Source organism: Bacillus sp. PSXD-155 (genome assembly GCF_049310765.1).
Taxonomy (GTDB): Bacteria; Bacillota; Bacilli; order Bacillales; family Bacillaceae_G; genus Bacillus_A; species Bacillus_A cereus.
This window is the reverse complement of sequence record NZ_JBMOWC010000005.1, coordinates 115,932-131,825: the sequence shown is the minus strand read 5'-3', so window position 1 is coordinate 131,825 and position 15,894 is coordinate 115,932. Positions and strand designations below refer to the sequence as shown.

The window sequence follows — 15,894 nt, the reverse complement described above, 5'->3', positions numbered from 1 at the left end:
AAAAATGAAAGTAGTAATAGCATCTGATCACGGCGGTATGAATATCCGCAAAGAACTTGTAAATTTATTAGAAGAGTTAAATATTGAATATGTTGATTTAGGTTGTGAATGTGAAGCTGGTTCTGTTGATTACCCTGACTTTGCGTTTCCAGCAGCTGAAATGGTAGCGAATGGTGAAGTGGATCGTGGTATTTTAGTTTGTGGGACAGGCATTGGTATGTCAATCGCAGCAAACAAAGTAAATGGTATCCGTTGTGCGTTAGTTCATGATACTTTCAGCGCGAAAGCAACGAGAGAGCATAATGACACTAACATGCTAGCAATGGGCGAGCGTGTAATTGGTGCTGGTCTAGCGCGTGATATCGCGAAAATCTGGTTAACAACTGACTATGAAGGTGGTCGTCACGAAAACCGCGTAGGAAAAATTAAAACATACGAAACAAAGTAATACATTCTAACTATCAGTAGTGTGAAATATAATTTGGTGAACCAACCTGTGAAAGGAAGAGGCGTAATGACAGAAATCGTAAAGGTAAGAGAACAGCTACAAATGTCGCTTTCTGATTTCCAAGAACAAGCTTCATTACAAAGCGGTCAAATTTTTGTAGTGGGTTGTAGCACGAGCGAAGTGCTAGGCGAAAGAATTGGAACATCAGGAACGATGGAAGTAGCAGAGGCGATTTTTTCTGAGTTAAAACAATTTCAAGAGCAAACAGGTATTGAATTAGCGTTTCAATGTTGTGAGCATTTAAACCGTGCTTTAGTGGTTGAGAGAGAAGTAGCGATAAAATATCAATTTGAAATTGTAACAGTTACGCCTGTTAGATCAGCAGGTGGTGCATTGGGAACATATGCGTATCACAATTTGAAAGATCCGGTAGTAGTTGAGTTTATTAAAGCAGATGCAGGAATGGATATTGGTGATACGTTTATTGGTATGCATTTAAAACATGTAGCTGTTCCGGTTCGTACAAGTGTGAAGGCAATTGGAAGTGCACATGTAACGATGGCCAAAACACGTGGAAAACTAATAGGTGGAGCACGTGCTGTTTACGCGGTGGCGGAAGAGACTACCACTTGCAGTTAAATATGAGAAATTAGGAAGTCATATAGTAGCTGTTTATCATAAGATAAAAGGTATGTTGTCTGACTTTATAGTAGAAGAAAGAAAAGACCGATTTTCGGTCTTTTTTTTCTTTTATGATATAGAAAGTCATGTTAGAATGTAGTTGAAAACATGAAGGTTCGAAAGAATTACAACCTGAATTTTCGTTTTTTCTGAATAAATAAGAAAAAACTGTTGGGAATTGATGTAATTCGTTCAGAAAAGGGGGATTTTGGTGGATCATTTAAAACGTCAAGATGAAAAGGTATTTGCTGCAATTGAGGCAGAACTAGGAAGACAGCGTTCGAAGATTGAGTTAATTGCTTCGGAAAACTTCGTAAGTGAAGCAGTAATGGAGGCGCAAGGTTCTGTTTTAACGAATAAGTATGCTGAAGGATATCCTGGAAAACGTTATTATGGTGGCTGTGAACACGTAGACGTAGTAGAAGATATCGCACGTGATCGCGTGAAAGAAATTTTCGGCGCAGAGCACGTAAATGTTCAACCACACTCTGGTGCACAAGCGAACATGGCAGTATACTTCACGATTTTAGAGCAAGGCGATACAGTACTTGGTATGAATTTATCTCATGGTGGTCACTTAACACACGGAAGCCCTGTTAACTTCAGTGGAGTACAATATAATTTCGTAGAATATGGCGTGGATGCTGATTCTCACCGTATTAATTACGATGATGTATTAGCAAAAGCGAAAGAACATAAACCAAAATTAATCGTTGCAGGTGCAAGTGCATACCCTCGTGTTATCGATTTCAAGCGATTCCGTGAGATTGCAGATGAAGTGGGCGCTTATTTAATGGTTGATATGGCACATATCGCTGGTTTAGTAGCTGCTGGTTTACATCCAAATCCAGTACCACATGCACATTTCGTTACAACGACAACACATAAAACGTTACGTGGCCCGCGTGGTGGTATGATTTTATGTGAAGAGCAATTTGCAAAACAAATTGATAAATCAATCTTCCCTGGTATTCAAGGTGGTCCACTTATGCACGTAATCGCTGCAAAAGCTGTTGCGTTTGGTGAAGCACTTCAAGATGATTTCAAAACATATGCACAAAATATCATTAACAATGCGAACCGCTTAGCTGAAGGTCTTCAAAAAGAAGGACTTACACTTGTTTCTGGCGGAACAGACAATCACTTAATCTTGATTGATGTTCGTAACTTAGAAATCACAGGTAAAGTAGCAGAGCACGTATTAGATGAAGTTGGTATTACAGTGAACAAAAATACAATTCCATTTGAAACAGCAAGCCCATTTGTAACAAGTGGTGTACGTATCGGTACAGCAGCTGTAACATCTCGTGGTTTCGGTTTAGAAGAAATGGATGAAATTGCGTCACTTATTGCTTATACATTAAAAAATCATGAAAATGAAGCTGCATTAGAAGAAGTACGTAAGCGTGTAGAAGCGTTAACTAGCAAATTCCCAATGTATCCAAATCTATAATAGATTGAAGAAGACTGCCGAGACTTAATTGTTTTGGCGGTCTTTTTTGTGGACATATATTATTTTTAAAGTATGTATACAAATGATGAATAAATTTTGGCGATATAATGAAGGATACAGCTCCCATAATTGGTAAAGATACTAGATAGATTCATCGTAAAATCATGATTTTGCCAAATTTGCCCTTGAATATTAGTAGCGTTTTCTTTACAATCGTAAATAGTGTAAAAAAGCGTGCAAACGCATGAATATCATCTAAAGGAGAGATTCACATGGGAAAACTGTATGTATTTGATCACCCGTTAATTCAACATAAGATTACATATATTCGCGATAAGAATACAGGTACGAAAGATTTTCGTGAATTAGTGGACGAAGTAGCAAGCTTAATGGCTTTCGAAATTACTCGCGACCTTCCGCTTAAGGACATCGAAATTGAAACGCCTGTAAGCAAAGCGACAACAAAAGTGATCGCTGGTAAAAAACTTGGTTTAATTCCGATTTTACGTGCAGGTTTAGGAATGGTTGATGGAATTCTGAAATTAATTCCAGCAGCAAAAGTAGGACACGTTGGTTTATACCGTGACCCTAAAACATTGCAACCGGTAGAATACTATGTGAAACTTCCAACGGATGTAGAAGAGCGCGACTTTATCGTACTAGATCCGATGCTAGCAACAGGTGGTTCTGCGGCTGAAGCGATTAACTCTCTGAAAAAGCGCGGTGCGAAACAAATTAAATTAATGTGTATCGTTGCAGCTCCAGAAGGGGTAAAAGTAGTACAAGAAGAACATCCTGATGTTGATATTTATGTAGCAGCATTAGATGAGAAATTAAATGACCACGGATATGTAGTACCAGGTCTTGGTGATGCTGGTGACCGTTTATTCGGAACGAAGTAAGACAACTGACGAGCAGGGGAGATTCCCCTGCTCGTTTTTTTTTTGCTGCAAACAAGTAGGGGAGGGGGAGGATAAATATACATCGTATATACAACATAAGTTGCATACACATCACATATAATATAGAAGTCTTACGTCTGAGGAACACTATATTATGGAAGAAAAGCGTTATATCTCGAAAATATAATAGTGACAAACTTGTGAACATTTCCTTCTATTATAAAGAGAAAACTGTTAGAAATTGCATATATGTAACCAGTATTTAGAAGGGGAACGTTTTCATTTTTGGGAGGAAATGCCTAATACTCAAATTTTTAGATTTTTTACGATTTCTCGTTGACACTGTTAATACCCTATTGTATGCTAACAACGGGGATAGATGGTAGGGCTTTCAGTGACAAAATTACATCTATTCCGTGACGAAAATGTAAACTTTTTGTTTTGTATAGGATTTATGCAAAAAAATGAGTTATTATTAACACATCGTGAATGAGGGTTACATATTGGAGGGATGAATCCTTGCAAAAAAACGATCGCAGCCATATAAAAGCATATGCTTTAATGTCAGGAATTCTTGCTCAGTTAGTCGGTTCTATACTTGTTGGAATCTTTGGTGGGCAGTGGATTGATAATAAGGTTGGAACGTTTCCATTGTTTCTTATTATAGGGTTATTACTCGGGTTAGGAACAGGGGTATACGCAATGATTCGACTCATTCGACATTACTATTCGGGAGAGCAATGATGATAGACGTACATGGACTTGTCCAAAGACAAAAGAAATATATGTACTACTTGCTTGCGCTTCTAGTGCTAGGATGGGGATTTACCTCTTACAAGGATGTATTTCTTGGGCTGATTATCGGAACGATTTTCAGTTTTCTTAGTTTGCGCATCATTGCACGTAGAACAGACAAGCTGTTAGATCGCGTAACAAATGGAGAAAACGTGAAGTTTAAGGCGACAGCTGTAAGTACATATTCAAGATTCGCCACGATTGGGTTATTAATTTTATTTGCAGCCAAATATCAAGAGTTAATTGCGATGTGGGGCTTAGGTGTAGGATTGCTGACAGGATACCTTGTCATGATCATAGATTTTCTTTATTTAGAGTATAAGAGCAGGGAAGAGAGGTGAATTACTAGTGGAACACGGTAAATTAGTTGAATTTCTAGGTTTAACGTTCGATTTGTCATCAGTTATGATGGTTACTGTAGCAGCAGTTATTGTTTTCTTAATCGCTGTTATCGGAACTCGCAGCTTAGCCCTTCGCCCAACCGGGATGCAAAACTTCATGGAATGGGTGTTTGACTTCGTGAAAGGGATTATCAATAGTACGATGGACTGGAAAACAGGTGGACGTTTCTTAACGCTTGGCGTTACGCTTATCATGTTTATCATCGTATCGAACTTCCTTGGTTTACCATTCATGTATTCAGCAACTGAAGCTGGCGAACATATTGCATGGTGGAGGTCACCAACGTCTGATCCAGCAGTTACATTAACATTAGCCGTGATGGTAGTTACCCTCACCCATTATTATGGAATTAAGATGAAGGGTACGAAAGAGTATGTTAAAGGTTATTTCCAACCTATGAAATTCTTATTCCCATTAAAGGTTATTGAGGAGTTTGCTAACACATTAACGTTAGGTCTTCGTTTATTCGGTAACATTTATGCAGGTGAGATCTTATTAGGATTACTTGCTAAGTTAGGCGGGGCATCATTCCTTGGAGCATTAGGTGCGCTTGTACCAATGTTAGCATGGATGGGATTCAGTGTATTCGTTGGATCAATCCAAGCATTTATTTTCGTTATGTTAACGATGGTTTATATGGCTCATAAAGTAAGTCATGACCATTAATATAATTTAAGTAAGAAAAAATTTATTTTTTTATAATACAAAGGAGGACAAATTAAATGAGTTTAGGTGTAATCGCAGCTGCAATTGCAATTGGTTTATCAGCATTAGGTGCAGGTATTGGTAACGGTCTTATCGTATCACGTACAATCGAAGGTGTTGCTCGTCAACCAGAATTAAAAGGCGCACTTCAAACAATTATGTTCATCGGGGTTGCTTTAGTTGAGGCACTTCCAATCATCGGTGTAGTTATTGCATTCATCGTAATGAACAAATAAGGGAGACTCCCCTTACATAGATGGCGAAGAGTGTTTTTCCGAACTTTCTTCGCCATTGCTTTATGAACGAAACGTATGTCTTTTTTTTTCATATGATCAATTTAGATATTTTGAAGGGAGTGAATCCTTGTGCCAACTTTATTATTAGGAGCTGCCATTCCATTTGGAACGATTGCTTATACATTGTTCATTTTCTTAATTCTATTAGTAATGCTACGCAAATTTGCGTGGGGTCCTTTAATGGGAATTATGAAAGAACGTGAAGAGCATGTTACTAATGAAATCGACGCTGCAGAAAGAAGTAACGCTGAAGCGAAGAAGTTAGTAGAAGAACAACGTGAAATGTTAAAACAATCACGTGTTGAAGCACAAGAGTTAATCGAAAGAGCGAAAAAACAAGCTGTAGATCAAAAGGATGTTATTGTTGCTGCTGCGAAAGAAGAAGCAGAGTCAATTAAAGCATCTGCTGTACAAGAAATTCAACGCGAAAAAGAGCAAGCGATTGCTGCTTTACAAGAACAAGTCGCTTCTTTATCTGTTCAAATTGCTTCTAAAGTAATTGAAAAAGAATTAAAAGAAGAAGATCAAGTTAAGTTAATTCGCGATTATATTAAAGAAGTAGGAGAAGCGCGATGAGCAATGGGATTGTAGCAAAACGTTATGCTGTCGCTCTTTTTAAAATTGCAAAAGAAAAACACGTATTAGAAATGTTTGAAGAAGAATTACGCCTTGTACAAAACGTTTATGTAAAGAACGGAGAACTACATAGCTTTTTAACGCAACCGAACATTTCAAAAGAGCAGAAGAAAACGTTTCTTGCAAACGTATTCGGATCTGTTTCTGAATCAATTTTAAATACGTTATATATTTTAATTGATAACAAGCGTATTGATATCTTACCTGAAATTGCAGATGAATATGTTGTTCTTGCTAATGAAGAACGTAACGTAGCGGATGCAACTGTATATTCTATTCGTCTTCTATCTGAAGAAGAGAAGCTTAACATTGCAGAAGCATTTGCAAAGAGAACGGGAAAAGATGCAATTCGCGTGAAAAATGTTGTAGATGAAGATTTACTAGGCGGAATTAAAGTACGCATTGGAAATCGCATTTATGACGGAAGTTTACAAGGAAAATTAGCACGTATTCAGCGTGAATTAATGAAGAATAGATAGGGGTGAAGCACATGAGCATCAGAGCTGAAGAAATTAGCGCACTGATAAAGCAACAAATCGAGAACTATCAGTCTGAAATCGAAGTTAGTGATGTTGGTACAGTTATCCAAGTTGGTGACGGTATTGCGCGTGCTCATGGTCTTGATAACGTTATGGCTGGTGAGCTTGTAGAGTTCTCTAACGGCGTTATGGGACTAGCACAAAACTTAGAGGAAAACAACGTAGGTATTATCATTTTAGGACCTTACACAGAAATCCGTGAAGGTGACGAAGTTCGTCGTACTGGTCGCATCATGCAAGTACCAGTAGGAAAAGAACTAATTGGTCGTGTTGTAAACCCATTAGGTCAACCAGTTGATGGTTTAGGCCCAATCAATACAACAAACACTCGTCCAATCGAAAGTCCAGCACCAGGTGTAATGGATCGTAAATCTGTTCATGAGCCACTTCAAACAGGTATTAAAGCGATCGACGCTCTTGTACCAATTGGCCGTGGTCAACGTGAGTTAATCATCGGTGACCGTCAAACTGGTAAAACAGCAGTTGCACTTGATACAATCATTAACCAAAAAGATGAAGATATGATTTGTATCTATGTAGCTATCGGACAAAAAGAATCAACTGTACGTAACGTAGTAGAAACACTACGTAAGCACGGTGCATTAGAGTACACAATCGTTGTAACTGCATCTGCTTCTCAACCAGCTCCATTATTATACTTAGCTCCTTATGCTGGTGTAACAATGGGTGAAGAGTTCATGTACAATGGTAAACACGTATTAGTAGTATATGATGACTTATCAAAACAAGCAGCGGCTTACCGTGAGCTGTCATTACTATTACGTCGTCCTCCAGGTCGTGAAGCTTATCCAGGGGATGTATTCTACTTACATTCTCGCTTATTAGAGCGTGCAGCAAAATTAAGTGATGCAAGAGGCGGCGGTTCTTTAACTGCACTACCTTTCATCGAAACACAAGCAGGGGACGTATCAGCATACATCCCAACAAACGTAATTTCTATTACGGATGGACAAATCTTCTTACAATCTGACCTATTCTTCTCTGGCGTACGTCCAGCGATTGATGCGGGTACTTCTGTATCTCGTGTAGGTGGATCTGCTCAGATTAAAGCAATGAGTAAAGTATCAGGTACACTTCGTCTTGACCTTGCATCTTACCGTGAGTTAGAAGCGTTCGCTCAGTTCGGTTCTGACCTTGATAAAGCAACTCAAGCGAAATTAAACCGTGGTGCTCGTACTGTTGAGGTATTAAAACAAGGATTACACAAACCGTTACGTGTAGAGAAACAAGTTATCATTCTTTACGCTTTAACACGTGGATTCCTAGATGATATCCCAGTAGTAGATATCACTCGTTTCGAAGAAGAATTCCATGCTTGGTTAGATTCTAATGCGACTGACTTATTAGAAGAAATCCGCACAACTAAGAAACTTGCGGATGACGACAAATTTGCAGCAGCAATTAACGGATTTAAAAAAGTATTCGTAGCTTCTGAATAATAATAAAAGTGAAGCCGACTGTTCAGCCCCATCGGCTAAGAGGCGGAACTAGATTAATAAAAGCGGAAGCGGCTCGTACAAGCCGCCGACGCTAGATAATATATAAGGCATCTCAGCCTCTGAGATTGCTGACGGTTATGTAAAGGAAAAGAGTAGGTGCACCTATTCTTTTCCTTCAATCATGAGCAAGAATATCTTGCAACGTAGATTAGGAAGAGGATTCTTACTAATCGTGCCAACTTCCGGAAAAAAGGTGGTGAAAACCTGTGGCATCTTTACGCGATATAAAAGCGAAGATTACCTCGACAAAGAAAACGAGTCAAATTACGAAGGCGATGGAGATGGTATCTGCATCTAAGTTAAACCGTGCAGAGCAAAATGCTAAATCTTTCGTTCCGTATATGGAAAAGATTCAAGAAGTAGTAGCGAGCATTGCGCAAGGAAGTAAAGGAATTAATCATCCAATGCTAAATGCGCGTCCTGTAAAGCGTACAGGATACATCGTTATTACATCTGATCGCGGACTAGCAGGTGGTTATAACAGTAACGTATTACGTACAGTAAGTAACGTAATTCGTGAACGTCATAATATGGATTCAAATCAATATTCAATTATTGTACTTGGACGACTAGGACGTGATTATTTAAAACGTCGCGGCTTTAACATCATTGATGAAGTAGTTGGATTATCTGACCACCCATCATTTACTGATATTAAAGATCTTGCTTCTCGAGCAATTGCGATGTTCGCAGATGGTGCTTATGATGAGCTGTATATTTACTACAACCATTACGTAAGTAAAATTTCACAAGAAGTAACGGAAAATAAAATTTTACCGCTTACTGATGTGGCGTCTGACAAACCGACGACAGCTTATGAATTTGAACCTTCTGAAGAAGAAATTTTAAAAGTATTATTGCCACAATACGCAGAAAGCTTAGTGTACGGTGCATTACTAGATGGTAAAGCAAGTGAGCACGCAGCGCGTATGACAGCAATGAAGAGTGCTACAGACAACGCAATGGAAGTTATCGATTCACTTACACTTTCATTCAACCGTGCGCGTCAGGCAGCGATTACGCAAGAAATTACGGAAATCGTTGGTGGAGCAGCAGCGTTAGAATAGTAATAAAAAGTGGAAGCGGCTCGTCCAGAACAGGAGGGCATTGGAGCTCCTGACGAAGAGGCGTAGTTTGCCTCACAGGAAGGCGCGAAATGACCGACTGTTCTAGCCGCTGGAACTAGATTCAATAAAAAGTGGAAGCGGCTCTTTCAAAAGAGTCGCGTAAGCTAAACTAATAAAAAATTAAAAGCCGACTTCGCTTAGAAAGCTGGCTAATTAAAAGAAAGCTAGGAGGGAACCCGATGAATAAAGGGCGCGTTACGCAAATCATGGGTCCGGTTGTAGACGTTAAGTTTGATGGCGGAAAGCTACCAGAAATCTACAACGCCCTTACGGTAAAACAAAGCAACGAAAACGGAAGCATGAACTTAACATTTGAAGTTGCACTTCATTTAGGTGATGATACAGTTCGTACAGTTGCGATGTCTTCCACAGATGGACTTGTTCGTGGCACAGAAGTAGAAGATACTGGTAAAGCAATCTCTGTACCAGTTGGTGATGCAACACTTGGTCGTGTATTCAACGTATTAGGTGATGCAATTGACTTAGATGGTGAACTTCCTGCGGATGTACACCGTGATCCAATTCACCGTCAAGCACCTGCATTCGAAGAATTATCTACTAAAGTAGAAATTCTTGAAACTGGTATTAAAGTAGTAGACTTACTTGCTCCTTACATTAAGGGTGGTAAGATCGGCCTATTCGGTGGTGCCGGCGTAGGTAAAACAGTATTAATTCAGGAATTAATTAACAACATCGCACAAGAGCACGGTGGTATCTCTGTATTCGCTGGTGTAGGTGAGCGTACTCGTGAGGGTAATGACTTATACCATGAAATGAGCGATTCTGGCGTAATCAAGAAAACTGCGATGGTATTCGGACAAATGAATGAGCCACCTGGAGCACGTCAACGTGTTGCATTAACAGGTTTAACAATGGCTGAGCATTTCCGTGATGAGCAAGGACAAGACGTACTTCTGTTCATCGATAACATCTTCCGTTTCACGCAAGCTGGTTCTGAAGTATCTGCCCTTCTTGGTCGTATGCCATCTGCGGTAGGTTACCAACCAACACTTGCAACAGAAATGGGTCAATTACAAGAGCGTATTACATCTACAAATAAAGGGTCTATCACGTCTATCCAAGCGGTATATGTACCAGCCGATGACTATACTGACCCAGCACCAGCTACAACATTCGCTCACTTAGATGCAACAACAAACTTAGAGCGTCGTTTAACACAAATGGGTATTTACCCAGCCGTAGATCCATTAGCATCTACATCTCGTGCACTTTCTCCAGAAATCGTAGGAGAAGAGCATTATGAAGTAGCACGTCAAGTGCAGCAAACTTTACAACGTTACAAAGAACTTCAAGATATCATCGCTATCTTAGGTATGGATGAGTTATCTGAAGAAGATAAGTTAGTTGTACATCGTGCTCGTCGTATTCAATTCTTCTTATCTCAAAACTTCCACGTAGCTGAGCAGTTTACAGGTCAAAAAGGTTCTTACGTACCTGTAAAAAATACAGTTAGTGGCTTCAAAGAAATTCTAGAAGGAAAATATGATGACCTTCCAGAAGATGCATTCCGCTTAGTTGGTAGCATTGAAGAAGTTATTGAGAACGCGAAGAAAATGATGGCGTAAGGCCTTAGGAGGGACGAAGTATGAAGACATTTCCAGTCAGTATTGTAACTCCTGATGGACCGGTTTACGAAAAAGAAGTAGAAATGGTAAGTGTAAAAGCAGAGAGTGGGGAAATGGGGATCTTACCAGGTCACATTCCAACTGTTGCACCATTAAAAATTAGTGCAGTTCGTCTGAAAAATGGTGGACACACTGATTATGTAGCAGTAAGCGGTGGCTTTATCGAAGTTCGTCCAGATAAAGTGACTGTATTATCATCATCTGCTGAAGAAGCAAACCATATCGATATCCATCGTGCAAATGAAGCGAAGCGTCGCGCTGAGCAACGTATGCAAGACAAACAAGCACATGTTGACTTTAGACGTGCAGAAATGGCCTTGCAACGTGCCGTGAACCGTTTAAACGTTTCTGATATGAAATAAAAAAATCTGTAAGGGCTCTTGCCCTTACAGATTTTTTTTGTGTGTATTTTATGGATAATTTTACAAAAATGGTATAATTATATTGATGCTTGTATAAGTAGAAGTGTACAACAATTTATATTTTATGAAGGGGATGAATCAATGATTGGTGAAATGAAACGAGAAGCATTGTACTCTTTAAAGGGAAAATGGGGACTAGGTGTTGGATCAACGATTTTATATTTTATTTTAAGTTATGTCGTTTCGATGGCTGCAATGCTTATATTATTAATTCCAGGAATTATTATATTTCTTTTAGTTGTAAGTGTGACTGGATCATTTGAAGCGGAAACGATGTCAATTGGAGCGGGTATTACCTTTGGAATTTTTTATTGCATTATGATAATTTTGAGTAACGCATCGTATGGGATTACGTCATATGGTTATACAAATGTATTTTTACAGATTAGTAAACGAGAAGATGCTAAAGTAGATTACTTATTCGAAGGATTTCGTGGCTTTAAAAGAATGATGAAAACAATGTGGGCAATGCTTGCAATTTTGTTATATACGGGTACATGGATTCCGATGTTGTTAACAGGTTTATTCATATTCTTAGGTGAAGAAGGAAATCTGTCGTTTACAATAGCTTTCTTCGTACTATTAGCAATTTCAATTGTTGGTATGATTGTGATGTATTTTTCTTATGCACTGACGTACTATGTGATGATTGAAAATCCAGAATATAGTGTTTCGCAGGCGATGAAGGAAAGTAAGAATCTTATGAGGGGTCATAAGTTAGATTTGTTTCTTTTATGGCTGAGCTTCATAGGCTGGGTTGTTTTAGCGCTTCTTACTTTTGGAATAGGATTTCTTTGGCTTAGTCCGTATATGAGTACAACGACAGCACACTTTTATCGTTACATTTCAAAAGGTGAATTGCAATAGGAACATGCTATACTAATAGAATTATTGTGTATAGGAGGCGAGGCTACGCATGATTAGTGATTTAAAAGGAGAAGCACTAGATTCATTAGAAGGGAAATGGGGATTAGCTGTTGGAGCTACACTGCTCATTTCAATTCTTATCACGGCTTTTAGTTTTAGTGTTGATTGGGGATTTTCTTTAATTTTCGGTTGGCAAAAAACAAATGGTTCACTTTCAACGAATATTCTTACATTTTTTGTTACTGGACCGTTAACTTTAGGTGGATATTACCTTGGTTTAAATATCCTTCGTGAAAATCAAGCTAGTATCGGTAATGTATTCATTTGGTTTTCAGAGGGAAAGAGATTTCTAAAATCATTTTTATTATATTTATTAGTAAATCTTTATCTTTTCTTATGGACGTTATTGTTCATTATTCCAGGTATTATTAAATCATTTTCTTATGCGATGACATACTTTATTATAAATGATCATCCTGAGTATTCACTGAACCAAGCTATTACAGAAAGTCGTCGTATGATGGATGGACATAAGATGGAGTATTTCATTTTATGTTTAAGTTTTATCGGTTGGTTTATATTAAGTTGTATTACATTAGGGATTGGATTCTTATGGTTAATTCCATATTTCTATACGACATCTGCAGCTTTTTACGAAGAGATTGCAGAAGAATATTATGAGAAAAATATTTAGCACTATAAAACCCCCAGTATGAATTATTTGTTCATACTGGGGGTTTTTTGTAGAAACTTTATAAATTGATTGCTAGTAAGTGGTTTACTGAAATAGTAACCTTGCATATATTTACATTTATGTTTTTGCAGGAACTTAAGTTGTTTTTCGGTTTCAATTCCTTCGGCAACGACTGAAAGATTTAAAGTATTTGCGAGGGAAAGGATTGTAGAAACGATGGCTCGTTCTTCAGGACGATGATCAGCTAATTGTGTAAATTCTCTCGGTACTTTTAATGTGTCGATTGGAAAAATTGATAAATAAGCAAGAGAAGAATACCCAGTACCGAAGTCATCAATGGAAGTTTGGATACCGTATTCTTTTAATTGCTTCAGTCTTAATAACGTTTCTTTCTCGTCAATCATTGCAATTCTTTCTGTTAACTCAAGGGTTACATATTTTGGGTCGACTTGCACGTCGTTTAATATTTGTGAAATGTTTTCGATTAATTGATCTTGCCGGAACTCTTTTGCAGATAAATTAACACTTATTTTTAAATTTTGGTAGCCAAAGGTATGCCATATTTTTAATTGGAGACAAGCTTCTTGTAATACCCAATGTCCAAGTGGGACTACTTGTGGCGTCTCTTCTACAATTGGAATAAACTCACATGGTGAAATATCACCTAATAGCGGGTGTTTCCACCGTATTAAAGCTTCAGCACCGATAATTTTATTTGTTGTCGTATCAATTTGTGGTTGATAAACGAGATAAAATTCTTTGTTTACTAAAGCGATTGGCAGATCTTTTTCAATTCGAGCTTTTCGCTCCATTTTTTTATATAGTTCTTTCGTGTAAAGAGAGCTACCGTTTTTTCCTTTATTCTTTGCTTCGTACATGGCCATATCAGCATGCTGCAAAATGGATAGTGGATCTTCACCTGCTTCAGGATATATTGCAATTCCGATACTTGGTGAGATTTGTAAATGTTGATTTTCGATTTCAAATGGCTCATTCATGGCCGCTACAATCATATCAGCCATTTTTTGGACATCTGGCTTTTTTTTGTAATTTTCGATAAGGATCGTGAACTCATCCCCAGCTAGCCGAGCGAGTTTCATATTTGATGTTGATATTCTTTCGAGCCTTTTTGCTACTGCGATAAGCAATAGGTCTCCTACTCGATGACCGAGGGTATCATTAATAACTTTAAAACGGTCTAGGTCGAGAAACATAACAGCAAAAGGCTTTTTCGATACTTTTGCTCGTGCAATTGCCTGTTCTAAATGTTTATGAAATGCACGACGATTTGCAAGCTCTGTTAAAGTATCATGGTATGCTAGGAAATTAATTTGTTCTTGTTGTTGTTTGCTTTCCGTAATATCTTTAATCATTAAATAAACCCCAGAAATTTTCTCCTTTAAAAAGATCGGTACGGCGGTAACGTGCAAGTAGTAAATATCTCTGTTTTTATGGTACGCCCGTATTTCTAAAGAGATAGAATATCCCTTTTTTACACGATGAAAGGCGTTAATCATTTCTTCTAAATCTTCTTCGTATATGAGTGAATAGTAAGGCTGGTTTAATAATTCATTCGTTTGATAACCAAGTAAAGTAGTACCAGCGTTATTTACTTTGAGAAAATTACCGTACAAATCTAATGTGAAGATTGGATCTGGATGATGCTCGTATAAAGATTTAAACATTTGTTGATTATGATAGAGTTCATTTTTCTGTTCTACTAAATCTTCTGTACGTAGTTCAATTTGTTTCTCGAGTTCTGAGTTGAATTGCATTTGAGCTAGCAATAATATTTTATTTTGTTTTCGAACTAAACTATGACGTATGAGAACGAAAGAGAAAGTTATTATAAGTCCGATTACTATAATAGGCGCAAAAACGTATTCGACTAATATAAAAACAATAAGCATTACTACCGAAATATACGGTAATGATAATCGGATTGCTTCACCAATTTTAAGTGTTAGTAGTACTTGTTCTTGTTTTTCAGGTTCTTTTGTATGGAGAATACAGGCAATTGCTACTAGTACTAAGGTTACTTGATAGAAAGGAGTAACTGTAAACATAGAATACTCTGGTATGAAGTATTTTATATAAGCATAAATCGCATCGGTAGTAGCATATAAAATTAAAGCACTGCCAAGAAGCGCACCAACCTTTTTAGGTAATAAGGATAGTGGTTTGAATAAAAGATTGATTCCTATTAAGAGAAAGAGTAAATCAGCCATTGGATAGGTAAGTTGAACAAATATGTCGATATAGGATGTTGTAAAGATGTGAATGGTTCGTTCAATAAGTAAGTAGTAACTTAAAGTAAATTGGGCTGTAACGATAATACAAATATCACATAGCATAAAAAGTTTTTCTAATAAATCTCGGTTGTAAATGATTTCGTATAGAAAGGCAAAGGCAAAACTAACTAAAAAAAGTAAGTAAAAAAAATCAGACGGATCAACGAACGTATAGAAGTCCTTTACAATTAAACGCTGATAGGCAACGACTATATCACCGATAAAATAAGAGAGAGCTCCAACAGATAATATGATCCAAAATAAACGAGGTAGCCCTTCTTTCATGTTTGAAAAGTAAAGAATATAACTACAAGCGATAATATCAATTAATAGGGTACTCGTTCCGATTAATAGCTGAAAAGGAAATGAGTATTCATATAGAAAAGGCATCGCTACGTAGTGAAGCGTTATGGACAGCAATACAATGCTTATAAGAATACTTACATGTGTTTGTTTTTTCATTTATATCA

General features: G+C 37.7%; 18 protein-coding genes. 17 read left to right on the top strand and 1 reads right to left on the bottom strand.

Features of this window, described 5'->3' with window-relative positions; all coding sequences use genetic code 11:
• The first annotated feature begins 4 nt into the window (after positions 1-4).
• From rpiB to ACO6VI_RS07130, 17 genes are all read left to right on the top strand, one after another.
• Positions 5-448: a ribose 5-phosphate isomerase B gene (rpiB, locus tag ACO6VI_RS07210; RefSeq protein WP_000869539.1), complete on the top strand. Its 444-nt coding sequence runs from the start codon at positions 5-7 to the stop codon at positions 446-448.
• 66 nt (positions 449-514) lie between these two features.
• Positions 515-1,087, top strand: coding sequence for a TIGR01440 family protein (locus ACO6VI_RS07205; RefSeq protein WP_000136377.1), 573 nt, complete (start codon positions 515-517; stop codon positions 1,085-1,087).
• Between the two features lie 253 nt (positions 1,088-1,340).
• Positions 1,341-2,582: a serine hydroxymethyltransferase gene (gene glyA / locus ACO6VI_RS07200; RefSeq protein ID WP_000349806.1), complete on the top strand. Its 1,242-nt coding sequence runs from the start codon at positions 1,341-1,343 to the stop codon at positions 2,580-2,582.
• Positions 2,583-2,854: 272 nt separating this feature from the next.
• On the top strand, positions 2,855-3,484 hold the full coding sequence (gene upp, locus ACO6VI_RS07195; RefSeq protein WP_000517539.1) for a uracil phosphoribosyltransferase: 630 nt from the start codon (positions 2,855-2,857) through the stop codon (positions 3,482-3,484).
• A gap of 379 nt (positions 3,485-3,863) precedes the next feature.
• Entirely contained in the window at positions 3,864-3,977 is a 114-nt protein-coding gene (locus ACO6VI_RS07190; protein WP_000232962.1) for a DUF4024 domain-containing protein, read from the top strand.
• Positions 3,978-4,003: 26 nt separating this feature from the next.
• Entirely contained in the window at positions 4,004-4,228 is a 225-nt protein-coding gene (locus tag ACO6VI_RS07185) for an AtpZ/AtpI family protein (protein WP_001171223.1), read from the top strand.
• Positions 4,228-4,620, top strand: coding sequence for an ATP synthase subunit I (locus tag ACO6VI_RS07180; RefSeq protein ID WP_000567600.1), 393 nt, complete (start codon positions 4,228-4,230; stop codon positions 4,618-4,620). Before ACO6VI_RS07185 ends, ACO6VI_RS07180 begins: the two co-directional genes overlap by 1 nt.
• A gap of 7 nt (positions 4,621-4,627) precedes the next feature.
• Complete coding sequence (gene atpB / locus ACO6VI_RS07175) at positions 4,628-5,347, top strand: F0F1 ATP synthase subunit A (RefSeq protein WP_000399870.1); 720 nt, start codon at positions 4,628-4,630, stop codon at positions 5,345-5,347.
• Between the two features lie 56 nt (positions 5,348-5,403).
• Entirely contained in the window at positions 5,404-5,622 is a 219-nt protein-coding gene (atpE, locus tag ACO6VI_RS07170) for a F0F1 ATP synthase subunit C (protein ID WP_000052064.1), read from the top strand.
• A gap of 129 nt (positions 5,623-5,751) precedes the next feature.
• Positions 5,752-6,258 (top strand): F0F1 ATP synthase subunit B, encoded by a 507-nt coding sequence (gene atpF / locus ACO6VI_RS07165; protein ID WP_001142615.1) that lies wholly within the window; start codon positions 5,752-5,754, stop codon positions 6,256-6,258.
• Positions 6,255-6,797 carry a F0F1 ATP synthase subunit delta gene (gene atpH, locus ACO6VI_RS07160; RefSeq protein WP_000064682.1) on the top strand — a complete coding sequence of 181 codons (543 nt, stop codon included), beginning with the start codon at positions 6,255-6,257 and terminating at the stop codon, positions 6,795-6,797. The genes atpF and atpH overlap by 4 nt, the downstream gene beginning before the upstream one ends.
• 11 nt (positions 6,798-6,808) lie before the next feature.
• Positions 6,809-8,317 (top strand): F0F1 ATP synthase subunit alpha, encoded by a 1,509-nt coding sequence (gene atpA / locus ACO6VI_RS07155; protein ID WP_000027521.1) that lies wholly within the window; start codon positions 6,809-6,811, stop codon positions 8,315-8,317.
• 266 nt (positions 8,318-8,583) lie between these two features.
• Entirely contained in the window at positions 8,584-9,444 is an 861-nt protein-coding gene (atpG, locus tag ACO6VI_RS07150) for a F0F1 ATP synthase subunit gamma (RefSeq protein WP_000157703.1), read from the top strand.
• A gap of 239 nt (positions 9,445-9,683) precedes the next feature.
• Positions 9,684-11,090 carry a F0F1 ATP synthase subunit beta gene (atpD, locus tag ACO6VI_RS07145; RefSeq protein WP_001032596.1) on the top strand — a complete coding sequence of 469 codons (1,407 nt, stop codon included), beginning with the start codon at positions 9,684-9,686 and terminating at the stop codon, positions 11,088-11,090.
• Between the two features lie 20 nt (positions 11,091-11,110).
• Entirely contained in the window at positions 11,111-11,512 is a 402-nt protein-coding gene (gene atpC, locus ACO6VI_RS07140) for a F0F1 ATP synthase subunit epsilon (RefSeq protein WP_000847215.1), read from the top strand.
• Between the two features lie 141 nt (positions 11,513-11,653).
• Entirely contained in the window at positions 11,654-12,439 is a 786-nt protein-coding gene (locus ACO6VI_RS07135) for a DUF975 family protein (RefSeq protein ID WP_161520361.1), read from the top strand.
• 49 nt (positions 12,440-12,488) lie between these two features.
• On the top strand, positions 12,489-13,133 hold the full coding sequence (locus ACO6VI_RS07130) for a DUF975 family protein (protein WP_023523558.1): 645 nt from the start codon (positions 12,489-12,491) through the stop codon (positions 13,131-13,133).
• 23 nt (positions 13,134-13,156) lie between these two features.
• Here ACO6VI_RS07130 and ACO6VI_RS07125 read toward each other — a convergent pair whose 3' ends face one another.
• Positions 13,157-15,886 (bottom strand): putative bifunctional diguanylate cyclase/phosphodiesterase, encoded by a 2,730-nt coding sequence (locus ACO6VI_RS07125; RefSeq protein WP_422423059.1) that lies wholly within the window; start codon positions 15,884-15,886, stop codon positions 13,157-13,159.
• Positions 15,887-15,894 lie beyond the last annotated feature (8 nt).

Coding starts and splice junctions, on each gene's coding strand:
- atpD (WP_001032596.1), top strand. CDS start 9,684: ATGAATAAAGGGCGCGTTACGCAAATCATGGGTCCGGTTGTAGACGTT.
- ACO6VI_RS07190 (WP_000232962.1), top strand. CDS start 3,864: ATGGTAGGGCTTTCAGTGACAAAATTACATCTATTCCGTGACGAAAAT.
- atpH (WP_000064682.1), top strand. CDS start 6,255: ATGAGCAATGGGATTGTAGCAAAACGTTATGCTGTCGCTCTTTTTAAA.
- ACO6VI_RS07130 (WP_023523558.1), top strand. CDS start 12,489: ATGATTAGTGATTTAAAAGGAGAAGCACTAGATTCATTAGAAGGGAAA.
- atpA (WP_000027521.1), top strand. CDS start 6,809: ATGAGCATCAGAGCTGAAGAAATTAGCGCACTGATAAAGCAACAAATC.
- rpiB (WP_000869539.1), top strand. CDS start 5: ATGAAAGTAGTAATAGCATCTGATCACGGCGGTATGAATATCCGCAAA.
- ACO6VI_RS07125 (WP_422423059.1), bottom strand. CDS start 15,886: ATGAAAAAACAAACACATGTAAGTATTCTTATAAGCATTGTATTGCTG.
- ACO6VI_RS07135 (WP_161520361.1), top strand. CDS start 11,654: ATGATTGGTGAAATGAAACGAGAAGCATTGTACTCTTTAAAGGGAAAA.
- ACO6VI_RS07205 (WP_000136377.1), top strand. CDS start 515: ATGACAGAAATCGTAAAGGTAAGAGAACAGCTACAAATGTCGCTTTCT.
- ACO6VI_RS07180 (WP_000567600.1), top strand. CDS start 4,228: ATGATAGACGTACATGGACTTGTCCAAAGACAAAAGAAATATATGTAC.
- upp (WP_000517539.1), top strand. CDS start 2,855: ATGGGAAAACTGTATGTATTTGATCACCCGTTAATTCAACATAAGATT.
- atpE (WP_000052064.1), top strand. CDS start 5,404: ATGAGTTTAGGTGTAATCGCAGCTGCAATTGCAATTGGTTTATCAGCA.
- atpC (WP_000847215.1), top strand. CDS start 11,111: ATGAAGACATTTCCAGTCAGTATTGTAACTCCTGATGGACCGGTTTAC.